Below are 15313 nucleotides of genomic sequence, written 5' to 3'. Positions count from 1 at the left end.
CGGCTACTGCGGAAGGCTAACTCATGGGGGAAACCGCCGCATCGACCGCCACGATGACCGCCGAGGTTCTCCCCGGGCGAATTGCGTTGGTCGAATTCAGCGCCGCGCACGAGCAGAATCCGTTCAGCCGCGCCCGCATGCGCGAGCTGCGCCAGACCGTGCTCGACCTCGACGGTGACGAGAATGTCGGCGCCATCGTGCTGTACGGCGGCGAGAACCGCTCCTTCGGCGCGGGCGGCGACTTCCACGAGGTGTCGGAGTTCACCGGCGGCGACGAGGTCGACGCGTGGATCGACGACATCACCGACCTGTACACGACCCTGGCCTCGGTGCCCACGCCGATCGTCGCGGCCGTCGACGGGTTCGCCATCGGCATCGGGCTGCAGATCGCGCTGTGCTGCGACTACCGCATCGGCAGCGAACGCAGCCACCTGGTCATGCCGGAGTTCCAGCTCGGCATCGCCTGCAATTTCGGCGGGTTCATGCTGGAGTCGGTGGCCGGGCGCAGCGTGATGCAGGCGATGCTGTTCACCTGCGCGCGGTGGGATGCCCGGCGAGCCCTGGCCGACCGGCTGCTGCAGGAGACCCAACCCCCGGCGCTGGTGCTGCCGCGGGCGCTGGAGCTGGCCCGGACCATCGCCGGATACACCACCGCCGCGGTGCAGTCGACCCGGCCGCGGATCAACGGCCCGTTCGTGGCCGGGCTGGAGCGGGTGCGCGCCGAGGGCAAGCTGGCGCACCGGCGGGCGTTCGCGGCGGGCGAGGCGCAGCAGCGGATGCGGCGCGTCATCGGGCGGCAGCCGTGACCCACGCCTGGTTCCTGACCGCGACCGCCCCGGTGCCGCCGCTGGCGGCGGCCCTGGTGGGCGGCGACAAGGCTCCCTACGTGTACGGCAGCTACCCCGATCTCGGTGACGGCTCGTCGTGGCGGGCCGGGCCGACCGAACGCACCGGCGTCGAGGTCGACGCCGACGGTTTCACCGCCACCACCTCCCCACTCAACGAGATCCCGCTGTACCTGGTCAATGACCGGTTCCACGGCCGGGTGCTGGTCTGCAGCGACGTGTTCGTCGCCGCGTCGGCCGCCGCCGCGTGGGGCCTGCCGCAGGCCGTCGGCGATCGGGCCGCCATCCACCGGGAGGGCAGCACCGCGCTGCACGGCGTACGACGGCTGGTGCCGGGGTCGGTGACCCGGGTGCGCCGCCTCGGCTCCGGTTGGGCGGTCGACACGTCCGACCAGGTCGACCCGCTCGACGCGGCACTGACCCCGACGCTGACCGACCCCGTGGCGGCCGGTGCGGCGTTCGTGTCGGCGCTGGGCGACGCCGTGCGGGCCTACACCGACCCGGCCGCACCGGTGGCCACGATGCTGTCGGAGGGCATCGACTCCGGGGCGGTGACCACGCTGGCGCACCGCGCCGGGCTGCGGGTGACCGCGTACAGCGCGGGCACGCCGTGGGGGGACGAGTATGCGGGGGCGGCCGAGTTGGCCGGTTACCTGGGCATCGCGCACCGGCGCATCGACCTGACCGCCGCCGAGCTGATCGGGGCCGTGCCGGAGGTGATCCGGGTGCTGGGCCACGCCCACCCGGAGAAGGTCGACATCGCCGTCACCGCGGTGGCGCTGCTGCGCCGAGGGGCGGTGGTCGAGCCGCAGGTGCTCACCGGGTACGGCAGTGACCTGCTGAACCTGGGGCTGCCGGTGACGACCCGCGATCCGGACGAGCTGATCGGGATCATCCGCGAGGGGATCGACGACACCCGGTACAGCGGCGAGCTGACCACGGTGTTCGCGACGGCGCGGGGCAAGCGGCTGCTGCACCCGTACTGGCATCCGGACGTGATCGCGACCGCGTTGGCGGTGCACCCGCACTGCAAGGTCGACGGCGGGCGGGAGAAGGCGTACTTCCGGGCCGCGATGGCCCGGCAGCTGCCCGAGCCGATCGCGTGGCGGCGCAAGGTCGCCGTGCACCACGGCGGCGGACTGCAGCGCGGACTGAACGCGTGCTTCGGCGGCGCACAGGCCAAGGCCGAGGCCTATCTGGACTGCTTCGACACGGTCGCCGCGCGGGTGCGCGTCGACCCGCTCGGCGCCGCCCACGCCGACCACTCCGACGCGGTGGCGCGGCTGCTGGCGCGGGCGCCCGGCATGCCGCGGAGCTGACCGTGTGCACGGTCGCGCTGCGATACGCGCCGGACACCCGCTGGCCGGTGCTGCTGCTGGCGGTACGCGACGAGTTCACCGACCGACCCTGGCTCCCCCCGGCCGCCCACTGGCCCGGATCGTCGCTGATCGGCGGCCTGGATCTGGAGTCCGGCGGCACCTGGCTCGCGGTCGACCCGGCCACGACCAGCGCGGCCGTGGTGGTCAACGCGGCGCCCGCCGCGACCGGCGGGACACTCAGCCGCGGCGAACTGCCGCTACGGCTGCTGTCGGACGCCGCCGACCCGGCGGCGGACTGGGTGGCGAGGGCGCGCGGCGGCTTCCACGCGCTGCGGATCCGGCCCGACGGGCTGACCGTGTGGAGCTGGGACGGCAGCGCGCTGCGGCAGGCCGAGGTCGGGGCGGGACGGCACGTGCTGCTGTACCCGGGACTCGACGATCCCGACCACCCGCGCGCCCGCACGGCCCTGGCCTGGTTGGCCACCCTGCCCGAACCGGACCCGCGACCCGGGCTGACCCCGACGTCTGCCTGGGGTGCCTGGACCGAACCGCCGCACGACCTGCTCGTCGACACCGAACACGGTGGCCGCCGCTACGCGTCCACCTCGGCCGCGCTGCTCGCCCTGGGCGCGGACGGGCTGCTGCGCTACGACTTCACCGCCGATCCCGCCGCCGACACGTGGGCGCCCGTACGCCTACCGGCCGAAGCCGCCGCGCCGCTCACGAAGGGGGCTGCCGCGTGACCGACCTCGACGTGCCCATCTGGCTCGGCGACCGGGCCTTGACGACCTCGAGCAGCCGCGCTCTGACCGGCGCGGACGGTTCCGTGGTCGCGCGCGTGTCCGTCGCCGGACGTCTCGTCCAGCAGCAGATGGTGCAGCAGGCCAGACAGGTCGCCCCGGCGCTGCGCGAGGTCGACGACCAGGCCTGGTTCGACCTGTTCACCAGGGCCGGGGCCCGGGTGCGGCGCGAGCTGGAGGCCGGGCGGCACGACCGCGAGCTGGACGCGCTGTCGGCGGCGACCGGCCTGCCCCGGCTGCGGGTGCTGCGTGGGGTCGCCGCCGTCGCCGACCACCTGGACCACCTTGACGCGATCCTGTCCGCCCAGTCCCCCGATGGGAGCCTTTCGGCGTACCGCACCGGCGTGTGCGGGCGGCCGTGGCGGTGGCTGCCTGCCGGAAGCACCTGCATGGTGCGGGTGCCCGCGAACTTCCCCACCATCATGATCGAGTGGCTGCAGGTGCTGGCCGCCCGGCGACCGACCCTGGTCAACACCTCCGACCGCGATCCGTTCGTGGCGGGCATCTTCGTCGCCGCGCTGTACGCCGAGGGCCTGCCGCCGGGCGCCGTCTCGGTGTGCCACGGCGACGCCCCGACCTGGCTGCGCCTGGCCGACCAGGTGGTGTGGCCCGGTGAGGACGCCCCGCCGGACCTGTCCCCCGCCCGGCTGAAGACCTACCACTTCGGCCGCAGCAAGACCGTGCTGCCCGACGCCGATCCGGCGCCCGAGACCTGGGACCGGCTGGCCCGGCTGGCGTTCCAGGGCTCCGGTCGGCTGTGCACCAACATGAGTGCCCTGGCCGTCGTCGGTGACCGGGCCGACGCGGCGTCGGCGGCGCGGCGGCTGGCCGAGGCGTTCGCGGCGTACCCGGTGCTGCCGCTGGCCGATCCGGCCGCGCGGGTGCCCGCGTTCCCCGCGCGCAGACTCGCCGACGACCTGGTCCGGCTGCTGCGCCGCGAGATCGCGGCGGGGGCCGTGGACGTCACCGCGGCCACGGGCCTGGGCCGTGAGCTGCTGGTCGAGCTCGACGGCACGGTGTTCCTACGCCCGACCGTGCTGCTGGTCGAGCCGGGCTCGGCACTGTTCGGGATGGAGCTGCCGTTCCCGTGCACCGTCGTGGCGCCGGTGACCCGCGAGCGCGTTGCCGCCGTGTGCAGCCCCTCGCTGATCGTGTCCGTGGTCGGCGATGACCCGGAGCTGGTCGAGCGGCTGCTGGCCGAACCCGGCATCACCAAGGTCTTCTCCGGCGGGCACGTCGACCGGGCGTACGAGCCGGTCGACCCGCAGGAGGGCTACCTGGCCGACTTCCTGTTCCAGAAGAAGGCGCTGCACACCGGCGCGTGACACCCGAAGGAGGCCCCGTGCCGCCGTCCACCGGACTCAGGCCGGTGACCGACGACGACGTCGTCCGGATCATCCGCCGCCACCTGCACCCCGACACCGGCTCGCCGTACTGGCGCGACCGCGACGCCGCCCTGGGCGCGTCCGGGTACGACAAGGTCGGCGGGTTCGCCGACGCGCAGGCCCTGGTGGGTCTGCGGGACGAGGACGACCAGCTCGCCTACGAGGAGGCGACCCGGCGCCGCCCGGTCGAGGACTTCATCCCCGCCGACGTCGTCGCGAGCGAACGGTTCCTGTGGGCATCGCAGACCGGCGGCACCACCGGCCTGCCCAAACACGGCACGTGGGGGTCGACGTACTGGAAGCGGGTGCGGGAGTTCTCGCACGCGTTCATGGACCGCTACGGCGTGCCCCGAAACGAGAACTGGCTGTTCATCGGGCCGATGGGGCCGCACACCACGGGGCGGCTCATCGTCGACTTCGCCGAGAGCCGGGGCGGGCGCTGCTTCTCCATCGACCTCGACCCCCGGATCGTGAAGATCTACGGCGAGGAGGGGATGACCGCCGCCTCGGACCGGTACGTGCGCCACATCTGGGACCAGATCGAGGCGATCGTGGTCAGCCAGCGGATCGGCGTCATGTTCTGCACCTCGCGGTTGCTGGAGATGCTGCCGGAGTACCTGGACCCGGGTCTGTTCGCCGGGGTGCGGGCGATCGTGCACGCGGGCACCACGATGGAGCCGGAGACCAACCGGCTGCTGCGCGAATCGGTGTTCCCGGGCGTGCCGGTGATCGGGGTGTACGGCACCTCCACCACCGGGATCAGCTGGCAGAAGCCGTTCGAGGACGCCGATGACCACCGCGTCGTCTACATCCCGTGCTCGCCGTACGTGCTGCTGGACCTGGTCGACGACGAGGGCGCGCCGGTGCCGTTCGGCGACGAGGGTCGGGTGCGGGTGTGGCGGCTCACCGACGACCAGCTCATCCCCGGGTTCCTGGAGCGTGACCGGGGGCGGCGGGTGCGGCCCTACGGCGAGGCCGCCGAGGAGTTCCCGTGGCCGTGGCTGGGCGACCCGTACAGCCCCGAGTTCACCCAGCTGGGCCGGGTAGAAGGCGTCTACTGAGGAGGCGAACGTGCGGATCCTGCTGGTATGGCCACGCAATCCCCGCGCGGTGCTGAGCGACCAGCTCAGCTGCTGTGAACCCCTGCCGCTGGAGTACCTGGCGGGGGCGCTGCGCGACCACCACGACGTCCGGATCGTCGACCTGCGGCTCGATCCGCCGTTGGCCGAGTGGGCGCAGTCGCACGAGGCGCCGGACCTGGTCGGCGTCGCGGTGCCGTACACGACCAACGTGCACGTGGCCCGTGCGGTCACCAAGGAGGCCAAGCGGCTGTGGCCGGATGTGCCGCTGATGATCGGTGGACACCACCCGACGGTGTCGACGGAGTGGCTGGACGGGTTCGCCGCGGACTGGGTCGTGGCCGGTGAGGGCGCCGGTCCGGTGCGGCACCTGGTCGCGGCGCTGGAGGCGGGGCAGCCGGTGCTGCCGACGATCGGGCTGGCGCCCTACCAGGCGCGGGCCGAGCTGCGGCGGATCACCAAACCGGCGCCGGCCAGCCTGAACGAGCTGCCCCGGCCGGACCGGACGCTGCTGGCCCATCATCGCGAGGACTATTTCCACTCGATCTACCGGCCGGTGGCACTGGCGCGGTTCAGCGCCGGGTGCCCGTACCAGTGCAACTTCTGCTCGCTGTGGCGGATGACCGACCGGCGTTATCTGGTCAAGGAGGCCGAGCGGATCGTCGGGGAGCTGAACGACATCCCCAACCGCAACATCTACGTCGTCGACGACGAGGCGTTCATCCAGCCGCAGCGGATGCTGGAACTGGCCGACGCGATCGAGCAGGACGGCCTGGACAAGCGGTACCACATGTACGTGCGCACCGACACGGCCACGCGACGGCCGGACGTGATCACGCGGTGGGCACAGGTGGGGCTGGACTCGGTGCTGATCGGCGCGGAGTCGATGACCGACAACGAGCTGGACGGCTACCACAAAGGCACCGACTCGGGGCAGACGCGGCAGGCGATGGACCTGTTCCACGGCCTCGGGGTGAAGGTGCGGGCGAACTTCATCGTGCGGCCCGGCTGGGACGACGCCGACTTCGACCGGCTGCACCGCACCATCGACGAGCTGGGCGTGGACATGCCCAGCTTCTCGGTGCTCACTCCCCTGCCGGGCACCGACCTGTACGACGAGGTGCGCCACGACCTGATCAGCGACGACCCGGAACTGTTCGACTGCTACCACACGCTGTTCCCGACCCGCCTGGACCCGGCCCGCTTCTACGAGCGGGTGGCGGGGCTGCTGCTGGCGGCGAGCAACCGCGGCGGCGACGGCGACGGACCGGGGGTCTTCTACTTCAGCACCGACGACGCGTTCGGTCGCATGGTCGAGTCGGTCCGGCAGGGCCACCTGCTGGCGGAGCCGCAGCCCGCCTGACGTACGCACACAGGGCCCGGACGGCGCATCGGCGCGGTCCGGGCCGCTGCGTCTGTCCGGATGCGCACACGCTGGCGATGTAAGGAATTCTTGACATCATGTCGAGAATTCCTTACCTTCGTGATGTCAGAAATATTTGACATCACGCGGCATCCGGCGCCTGCGCGCGGCGTACGGTCTCGGCCGCTTCCACTGCCGACCTCAGCGAGGACCCGTCATGACCTCTCCGCAACGGACAGCCAGGATCACCGGCGCGCTCTACCTAGGCGTCGCGATCTTCGGCGCGTTCGCCTTCCTCTACGTGAAAGCCCTGGTCCGCGTACCCGGCGACGCCGCCGCGACCGCCGCCAACGTCGTCGCGCACGCCGACCTGGTCCGGTTCGGATTCGTGGCCGACCTGCTCCAGGCCACCCTGTTCCTCTTCGTGGTACTGGGCTTCCATCGGCTGCTGGCGCAGGTGAACCAGCACGTCGCCCGAGCCATGGTCGCCTTCGTGGCGGTCGCGGTCGCGATCATGTGCCTCAACGCGGTGTTCCACTACGCGGCGCTGCGGCTGGCGACCGACCCGGGCGGCTACGCCGGTCTCGGCGAGTCCCAGTCCCGATCACTGGTTCTGCTGCTGCTCGACATGAACTTCGACGGGTTCATCGTGGCGCAGATCTTCTTCGGACTGTGGCTGGCGCCGCTGGGCTACCTGGCGTACCGCTCCGGCCTGTTCCCCCGGGCCCTCGGCGTCGCGCTCGTCATCGGCTGTGTCGGCTACCTCGCCGACACGCTGGCCCAGTTCCTGGTGCCTGGGCTCAGCGACGCGGCCGGCACCGTGCTGACCGCGCCCGCGGGCATCGCCGAGTGCTGGATGGTCGGCTACCTGCTCGTACGGGGCGTCCGCCGCACACCCGCCCTCGCCTGAGCGAGTACGCGGGACGACGACGGGGGCCCGGCGAACCGGACCCCCGTCGGTTTCAGATACGGGCTACACCCCGAACGTCTCGCAGCGGCCGCCCGCGTTGGCGTTGTTGCCACGCCCGGCGAAGGCCGCGTCGGCTCCCGCGCCGCAGTCCACGGCGTCGTTGCCGGTGCCGGTGACGATACGGTCGTCGCCCGCCCCCGCGTTCACGCTGTTGTTGCCGTTGCCCGCGTCGATGATGTCAGCGCCGTCCCCGGTGGTCACCGTGTCGTTGCCCGACCCGGTCCGCACGGTGTTCGCGCCGGATCCGGCCCGGACCACGTTGTTGCCGTTGCCCGCGTCGATCCAGTCCGACCCGCCGGCCGTGGTGATGACGTCGTTGCCGGACCCGGTGGCCACGCAGTCGTCGCCGCCGTTGCCATTGACGACGTCGTTGCCACCCACCCCGACGATCAGGTCCGCACCGGTGCTGCCGTCGATCACCTCGTTGGCGGTGCTGCCCACGATGACCGCGCGCACCGCGATGCCGGTGCACGCGTCGGCGGCCATCGTGGTGGCCCGTACGGTGACCGGGCCGGTCGAGCCGATGCCGGTCAACCCCGTCACGGTCGCGCCGGAGGTCGTCTCGGTGAACACGACCGAGCCGCCGAGCCCGACGGTCAGCTCGACCGGGACCGCCTTCACCGTGACCGCGACGACGGCTGGCTCGCCGTCGCGCACGGCCACGCCGGTGCCGGTCAGCACGTAGGCGCCCTGGCCGAGGCTGATCGTCGCGGCGCTGCCGGTGAGCTGGATCCGGACCGGCCGGGTGCCCGCGCCGACGTCGACCCGTACGCCCGCCGGGGCGGCCGCGTCGGCGACGGTGACCTGGCGGCCGCCCGCATCGACGATCCGGCCCGAGGTGGCCGCGTCGGCGAACGTCGCGTTGGCCGGGTCGGTCGGGGCCGGGTCGACGGCGTCGAGGATGCCGTCGTCGTCGGCGTCGAGGTCGGTGCAGGGCAGGGTACCGGCACGCAGCGCGTGGCCGCCGTCGTTGGTGTCGTCGGACCAGTACCCGGCCTTGAACCCGGCGACGCACTCCGACTGCGGCGCGATCGTGAAGCCCTCGTTGTTGTAGTCGGGCATGCCCGCTGGGCGCTCGTAGACGGCCGTGGCCGCGAACCTGCCCTGTGCGTCGAGGTCGAACGTGGCGGTGCGGCCGTGGCAGGTGTCGTCGCAGACCGTCCACAGCAGCCCGGTCTCCGGCTCGAACACCAGGTCCATCACGCCCGGGAACCCGCTGGCGAAGGTCGCCACCCGGGTGTAGGCGCCACCGGCCTGGTCCAGCGCGTAGGCGTAGACCGAGCCGTTGGCCTCCAGCCCGACGAAGAACAGGCCGTCACCGTGGCCCGGGTAGTCGGCGGGCCGGTACGCCGAACCCGTCCGCTCGTCCCGGAACCCGCCCGCGACCAGATAGGAGTCCGGAATCCAGGTGATGCCCTCCAGCCCCGCGTTGGCGCCCACGGTGGGCAGGTCGGCGGTCAGGTTCCACTCCGCCGTCGCGTCGAGGCTGCTGCCGGTGCCGCCGACGTCGAAGCGGACGATCTTCGGCAGGCTCACGCCGCTCGCGGCGTTGTCGCGCTCGGTCGCCACGTAAACCCCGCCCGCCGGGCCTGCCCCGGACAGGGCCACGCCCTCGGAGTCGAGGTCACCGGTGCCGTCGGCGTAGTGCAGCGCCTTGCCCGACGCCCAGCCGTCGGTCGGGTCCGGGGTCCAGTTCGCGCCGTCGCGGACCAGGCGGTATAGCGTGCCCGGACCGTTCTTGACCGCCCACAGCACACCCGAGCCCTGGTAGGCCAGGCCGCTCATGTTACCGCCGAACACGTCGGCCGCGTCGGCGGTCGCCACCGCGCTGCCGCCCGGCCAGGTCGACGCAGGGGTCTGCCCGGCGCAGGCGTTGGCGCTGCCCTTGGTCGGGGCGGTCGTGGCCGCGAAGGCGCCGGTGGCGTCGGGGCAGCGGCCGTAGGTCGTGGTGGCGTGCGCGGTCCACGTGTACGAGTCCACCAGCGTCACACCGTCGGGCAGGAACAACCGCGCCGAATCCGCACCGCCGAGGCCGTACGCCGACTCCACGTCCAGGGCCAGGAAGCCACCGGCCGCGATCGACGTCCCGGCCGGGACCGTGAACGTGTGCGTGTCGTCGTTGTCCCGCACGATCCAACCGGACAGGTCGGCGGCTGTGGCGCCCCCGTTGAACAGCTCCACCCAGTCGCCGGGGCTGCCACCGCTCGACTCCACCTCATTGACCCGCACCGGGCTGCTGCAGTCGTTGGCGGCACCCTTGGTCGAGGCGGTGGTGGCCTTGACCGCACCCGTGCCGTCCGGGCAGCGGCCGTACGTCGTGGCCGCGTGCGCGGTCCACGCGTAGGAGTCGATCAGCGTCATACCGTCGGGCAGGTACAGGCGCGCCGAGTCCGCGCCGCCCAGCCCGTATGCGGTCTCGACATCCAGGGCCAGGTAGGCGCCCGCGGCCAGGGTCGTCCCGGCGGGCACCGTGAAGGTGTGGGTGTCGTCGTTGTCGCGGACGATCCAGCCGGACAGGTCGACCGTGCCGGTGCCCGCGTTGAACAGCTCCACCCAGTCGCCGGGGCTGCCGCCGCTGGACTCGACCTCGTTGACGCGCACCGCGGCCGGGTCGTCGGCCGCGGCGGGCACCCCGATCAGCAGGCAGGACATGGCCGCGAGCGTGGCCAGGGCGAGTCGTCGCTTGTCACGCCGATGTGTACGCAATGTGGATCCTTGTCACCAGGGCTGCGAAGTGGGCGGTGTTCCTCGCGCAGCCTGCGCCACCTCGGCGACCGGTACGTGAACACGCGGCGAACGCCCCGGGACCAGGGGCGCCGCCGCGCGGGAAAGCGACGTTCGGCTGATCCGCGCTCAGGTGAAGATCGCCTGACGTCGTACTACCGGCCGTCGGATGAGTGGTCCATCCTCAGCCGGTGTAGCAGACGCGCCAGCCCGCGCGCTCGTCGGACAGGAACAGGGTCTTCGGCACGGTCTCCCCGTCGGCGTAGGTGATCTCGGTGTCGACGTAGTAGAGCGTCCCCGCGTCGTTGACGTCCTCGACCCGCGGCTTCACGATCCGGTAGCCGGTGACGGCGGGATGGTCGTGTCGGGGACGCCATTTGTCGAGGGTGTACTTCTTGCGCTCGCTGCCACAGACCCACTGGTAGGCGGCGTCGTACTTCCCCTCGCGCAGCGCGTCGAGGTACGCCGTCGCGGCTACGGTCATGCCCTCCTTCGCCGCCTTGTCGGTGTGGTTGCGGTAGACGACGTACAGCGGGGTGCCGACGCACATGAGCAGGACCACGAACCCGAGGAACCAGAAGATGCCGTTGCCGCTGGAGTCGCCGGAGTCCGCCGCCATGTCCGCCTCATCGGATAGCCGTACACCTATCCGCACCCTAACGGGGCGCCGCCAGCGCACCCACGCCGGTCCGGTTCGGACAATTGAGGTCAGGCGCTCAGCAGCAGACCGTCAAGCCTGCCCGGCCACCCGTCGAGCACCGGGCCGGGGTCGGCGCCGAGCACGTCGGTCAGGATCGCGGCGTACACGTCACGGAAGTCGGTGTGGAACTTGAGGTCGCCGTCGTCGAGGTCGGTGAGGCTCGGCTGGTCGCCGACGAGGCGGCCACCCCGCACCGACGGCCCGGCGATCAGCACGTTGGAGGCGGTGCCGTGGTCCGTGCCGTCGGCGGAGTTGGCGCGCACCCGACGGCCGAACTCCGAGTAGATCACCACGACGACCTTGCGGCCGCGTTCGGTGCGGGCCATCCGGTCCAGGAACCCGCTGACAGCGGCGTCGACCGTGCGAAGCTGAGTCTCCTGGCCGGTCCGCTCCCCGGCGTGGAAGTCGAACCCGCCCTGCGAGACCGAGAACACCCTCGTCATCACGCCCGCCTCGACGCAGGCGGCGACCATGCCCAGCTGCGCCTGCAGGGTGGCCTGCGCGCCGCCGGTGCCGGTGGCCGGGTCGTCGCCGTGGTCGGCGTCGTCGTCATCGGCGTCCATCGCGTCGGTGACAAGCTTGTCGACGCTGATCAGGTCGGCGAAGCAGGCCGCCGCCCGTGCCTGTAGCACCGGCTCCCCGGCCGACGCCGCACCCAGCGCCTTGAGGTCGGCGGCGGTGACGGACTTGGGCACGCTCACCCCACCCAGCGGCACCGCCGCACCGGCGCAGTTCGCCCCGGCCAGCACCGGCGGCAGCACCGGCTCCAGCGAGATCGCCGAGCGCGGGTCGCGTCCGGCGTGGTCGAGCCAGCGGCCGAGCCAGCCGGTGTCGGCCGGGCGCACCGGGTTGGCGGTCTGCCAGATGTCCATCGACCGGAAGTGGCTGCGGTCGGGCTTGGGGTAGCCGACGCCGCGCACGATGACCAGCTGCTTGCGGTCGTAGCGCGCCTTCAGGCCCTTCAGACCGGGGTTGAGGCCGGTCTCGGCGTCGAGCTGGAGCACTTCGGTGCCGTCGTAGGCGAGGTCGGCGCGGGCGTCGCGGTAGGCGCGGTCGGCGTACGGGATGACGGTGGCCAGGCCGTCGTTGCCGCCGTACAGGGTGACCAGCACCAGCGTCCGGTCACCGGGCCCGGCCGACGGGTGGTCGGCGGTGGCGAGGATGTCGTGCAGCGTGTAGGCCCCGGCCCCGGCGACCAGGGCGGCTCCCCCGACCACGCCGGAGGTGATCAGGAACTTGCGACGGGTGACGGCGTCCATGGGTCTCCTCCTCAGTGGACCGCGTACTCGGGGCTGATCAGCGCGAGAGTGACCAGGCGCGGTGGCCGGGCGGCCGCTTCGACCAGCGCCGCCCGGGTCCGGGCGGTCCACGCGTCGACCGCGAGCAGCCGACCGACGGCATCCACCTTCGCGTCGGCGTTTCCCTTGGCCAGCGCGGCCAGGTTCGGCTCGGGGACGGCGGCGGCCAGCGCCGCGGCCGCCTTCATCCGCGTCTGCAGCGACGAGGTGGTCAGCCAAGCCGCCCCGGACGGCCAGCCACCGACGCTGGGCGGGCGCAGCGGCACCTGGCCCATCCGGCGGATCCCGTTGAGCAGCGCGGTGGCGGACTTGCCGGTGGGAGCGACGCCGAGCTGCCGCAGCGCGCCGACGGCCCACTCGACCGGCTGCTTGACCAGTTGCCCACGGGCGGCCATGAACCGCTCGTCGAGGAGCATCGCGGTCAGCATGGCGCTCACGTCGCGGCCGACGCCGTACGCGGCGACCATCGCGTCCCGGGTGGTCTCCGGCAACGGCTCGCCCGAGCCGAACCGGAACCACAGCCGGGAGGCGAGGAACACCGGGTGTTCGGGCTGGGCCAACAGCACGTCGACCAGGGAATCCGCGTCGTGGGCGGTCCCGCCGACGACGGTCTGGTCGCCCTTGGCGTGGCGGTTGGCCTGGAACACCGCGGCGCCCCGCGCCCGGTCGAGCGTCCAGCCGGTCAGCGCCCGCGCCGCGGCCTTGACGTCCTTCTCGGTGTACGCGCCGACGCCGAGAGTGAACAACTCCATCAGCTCACGGGCCAGGTTCTCATTGGGTCCCTTAACGGTGTTGCGCTGCCCGTCGAGCCAGAGGATCAGCGCCGGGTCACGCAGCATCGCCTTGGCGAACACAGCGAAGTCGCCGCGGCCGTACACCCGGAAGGTCTGCAGCTGTCGGCCCATCAGGGTCGCGGACTGGACCTTCTGCGCGCTGGTGGCCCAGTGGCCGTGCCAGAAGAACACCAGCTTCTCGGCCAGCCGGTGGTCGGTGCGCGCCATCCGCGCCAGCCACGCCTCGGACAGGCGGGTCAGCTGTTCGCGGGCCGCCCGCCGGGCCGCCGCACGCTGCTCGCGGGTCAGCTTCTCGGTGCGGCCGAAGTAGGGGTCTTCGGCGAAGACGGGCAACGGCTGAGCCGCGTCAGGGCCCACCGGGGTCACGAGGTCGGCCACCACATCGCGGTAGGCGCGCCCGGCGGCCGCGTCGATCTCGGCCGCGGTCGGTCCGAAGGTCGCCCGGCGCAGCAGGTGCGCGGCCAGGTTCCGGTCTGCCATGGCGCTCAAGGTACCCAGATGCCGGGCGGTTGGCCCGCCCACGAGGTACGGGGAGTGTAAGAACTGTCAGAAAACGCGGGTGAACGAGAACGACGGCGCGGCCCTGACGGGGCAGCACGATCCGATCGGCTCGGTGGCCGGGCGGGGGACGGTGCCGCGCAAGCACCTGGAAGGGTGTGGACGCCATGCGCCTCAACATCACCTCCTCGACGTCGTCGGACGGTGTCGTCGAACAGCGTTTCAGTCTCGGCGAGATCCCCGGCGTGCTGTGGACGCCCGAGGCCGCCACCGGTCCCCGGCCTCTGGTCCTGATCGGACACGGGGGTGGGCAGCACAAGACGTCTCCGCGGGTGGTGGCCGGTGCCCGCGACTTCGTCACCGAACTCGGCTTCGCCGCGGTGGCGATCGACGCTCCAGGCCACGGGGACCAACCCAGGACCCCCGAGCTGGATCGGGCCTTCACTGACATGCGGACCCGCGCGGCGGCGGGCGAGCCCATGTTCGAGCTGGTCGCCGGGCTGCACACCATGCTGGCCGAGCGGTCGGTCCCGCAGCGGCGTTCGGTTCTGGACGCGGTCGCCGAACTCGACCGCGTCGGCGGCGGACCCGTCGGCTACCTGGGCATGTCGCTGGGCTGCGGGCTGGGCGTCCCGCTGGTCGCGGCCGAACCGCGCATCCGCGCCGCGGTGCTGGGCCTGTTCGGCGCGCTGGGGCTGGCCGAGCCCGCTGCTCGGATCACGGTCCCGGTGCGGTTCGTGATGCAGTGGGACGACGAGCGCGTGCCACGACAGAAGGCCCTGGCGCTGTTCGACGCCTTCGCCGCCACGGAGAAGACCCTGCACGCCAACCCGGGTGGGCACGGGGACGTTCCGGAGTTCGAAACGCGGGACGCGGTCCGCTTCCTCGCCCGGCACCTGAGCTGACCGCCACCGGATGTCCACGCCGAACGGGATGCGTTCCCGTGCGCTGCCCGGTCGGCACGGACATCCGGCTCAACCGGTCAGGCTGTTTCGCCGTCGATACGGCAGGGCCCCGCGCGACTTCCGCAGATCCGGAACTTGAGCCATAAAACCTACGGAATCGGCCGATGCTGGTTATGGTCGGGATGATCCGAAGGAGTTGCCATGACGACCTACCACGCCGAGAAGCGCATCGACCATGACCTGACCGATGCGTTCGCCTATCTCGCCGACCCCGCCAACCTCCCGGAGTACTTTCCGAAGATCACCTCCGCCAGGCAGGTCGGACCCGAACTGGTGCAGACCACGGCGGCCGTCGACACCGACGGCGACGGCGAGCAGGAGCGGGTCTCCGGGCAGGCGTGGTTCCACGCCGACGACGCCACCCACGAGATCACCTGGGGCTCGCCGGAGCATTCCGCCTATCATGGCGCCCTCAAGATGACCGGCAGCGGTGGGCAGGACACCCTGCTCAGCCTCCAGATCGACGCGGCCGACGACCACCCGGGCATACAGGAGGCGCTCGACGAGGCGCTGGAGTCGATCGCCCGCCACCTGGCCGCCCACTCGCCCGGCTGATCGACGGTCGGAGCACGC

At 72.3% G+C, this 15313-nt stretch carries 13 protein-coding genes; 9 read left to right on the top strand and 4 right to left on the bottom strand.

All coding sequences use genetic code 11. The features are described from left to right. The first annotated feature begins 86 nt into the window (after positions 1 to 86). The 7 genes from KUA19_RS12570 to KUA19_RS12540 all read left to right on the top strand — a co-directional run bounded on the left by KUA19_RS12570 (position 87) and on the right by KUA19_RS12540 (position 7701). A complete protein-coding gene (locus KUA19_RS12570) occupies positions 87 to 806 on the top strand; it encodes an enoyl-CoA hydratase/isomerase family protein (protein ID WP_217396139.1) in 720 nt (239 codons plus the stop codon). Next, a complete protein-coding gene (locus tag KUA19_RS44515) occupies positions 803 to 2164 on the top strand; it encodes an asparagine synthase C-terminal domain-containing protein (RefSeq protein ID WP_217396138.1) in 1362 nt (453 codons plus the stop codon). The genes KUA19_RS12570 and KUA19_RS44515 overlap by 4 nt, the downstream gene beginning before the upstream one ends. Before the next feature lie 2 nt (positions 2165 to 2166). Further along, on the top strand, positions 2167 to 2907 hold the full coding sequence (locus KUA19_RS12560; protein ID WP_217396137.1) for an NRDE family protein: 741 nt from the start codon (positions 2167 to 2169) through the stop codon (positions 2905 to 2907). Continuing rightward, positions 2904 to 4289, top strand: a complete 1386-nt coding sequence (locus tag KUA19_RS12555) for an aldehyde dehydrogenase family protein (RefSeq protein WP_217396136.1) — start codon at positions 2904 to 2906, stop codon at positions 4287 to 4289. The genes KUA19_RS12560 and KUA19_RS12555 overlap by 4 nt, the downstream gene beginning before the upstream one ends. Before the next feature lie 17 nt (positions 4290 to 4306). Further along, positions 4307 to 5410, top strand: coding sequence for an acyl-CoA synthetase family protein (locus KUA19_RS12550; RefSeq protein WP_217396135.1), 1104 nt, complete (start codon positions 4307 to 4309; stop codon positions 5408 to 5410). Positions 5411 to 5420: 10 nt separating this feature from the next. Next, positions 5421 to 6791 (top strand): B12-binding domain-containing radical SAM protein, encoded by a 1371-nt coding sequence (locus tag KUA19_RS12545; RefSeq protein ID WP_217396134.1) that lies wholly within the window; start codon positions 5421 to 5423, stop codon positions 6789 to 6791. 217 nt (positions 6792 to 7008) lie between these two features. Continuing rightward, a complete protein-coding gene (locus tag KUA19_RS12540; protein WP_217396133.1) occupies positions 7009 to 7701 on the top strand; it encodes a DUF4386 domain-containing protein in 693 nt (230 codons plus the stop codon). 63 nt (positions 7702 to 7764) lie between these two features. Here KUA19_RS12540 and KUA19_RS12535 read toward each other — a convergent pair whose 3' ends face one another. The 4 genes from KUA19_RS12535 to KUA19_RS12520 all read right to left on the bottom strand — a co-directional run bounded on the left by KUA19_RS12535 (position 7765) and on the right by KUA19_RS12520 (position 13757). Then, entirely contained in the window at positions 7765 to 10467 is a 2703-nt protein-coding gene (locus KUA19_RS12535) for a lamin tail domain-containing protein (protein ID WP_217396132.1), read from the bottom strand. A 202-nt stretch (positions 10468 to 10669) separates the two neighbouring features. Further along, a complete protein-coding gene (locus KUA19_RS12530) occupies positions 10670 to 11104 on the bottom strand; it encodes an Rv0361 family membrane protein (RefSeq protein WP_217396131.1) in 435 nt (144 codons plus the stop codon). A gap of 89 nt (positions 11105 to 11193) precedes the next feature. Beyond that, positions 11194 to 12444, bottom strand: coding sequence for a DUF1501 domain-containing protein (locus tag KUA19_RS12525; protein WP_217396130.1), 1251 nt, complete (start codon positions 12442 to 12444; stop codon positions 11194 to 11196). Positions 12445 to 12455: 11 nt separating this feature from the next. Then, positions 12456 to 13757, bottom strand: a complete 1302-nt coding sequence (locus KUA19_RS12520; RefSeq protein ID WP_217396129.1) for a DUF1800 domain-containing protein — start codon at positions 13755 to 13757, stop codon at positions 12456 to 12458. A gap of 185 nt (positions 13758 to 13942) precedes the next feature. Between KUA19_RS12520 and KUA19_RS12515 the strand changes: the two genes are divergently transcribed. Both KUA19_RS12515 and KUA19_RS12510 read left to right on the top strand, forming a co-directional pair. Then, the gene (locus KUA19_RS12515; RefSeq protein ID WP_217396128.1) at positions 13943 to 14680 is read left to right on the top strand and encodes a dienelactone hydrolase family protein; all 738 of its coding nucleotides are present in this window, start codon (positions 13943 to 13945) and stop codon (positions 14678 to 14680) included. A 201-nt stretch (positions 14681 to 14881) separates the two neighbouring features. After that, a complete protein-coding gene (locus tag KUA19_RS12510; protein WP_217396127.1) occupies positions 14882 to 15295 on the top strand; it encodes an SRPBCC family protein in 414 nt (137 codons plus the stop codon). Positions 15296 to 15313 lie beyond the last annotated feature (18 nt).

Source organism: Catellatospora tritici (assembly GCF_019083965.1).
Taxonomy (GTDB): domain Bacteria; phylum Actinomycetota; class Actinomycetes; order Mycobacteriales; family Micromonosporaceae; genus Catellatospora; species Catellatospora tritici.
The sequence above is the reverse complement of the archived record's forward strand: the minus strand, read 5'-3'. Positions and strand labels throughout refer to the sequence as shown.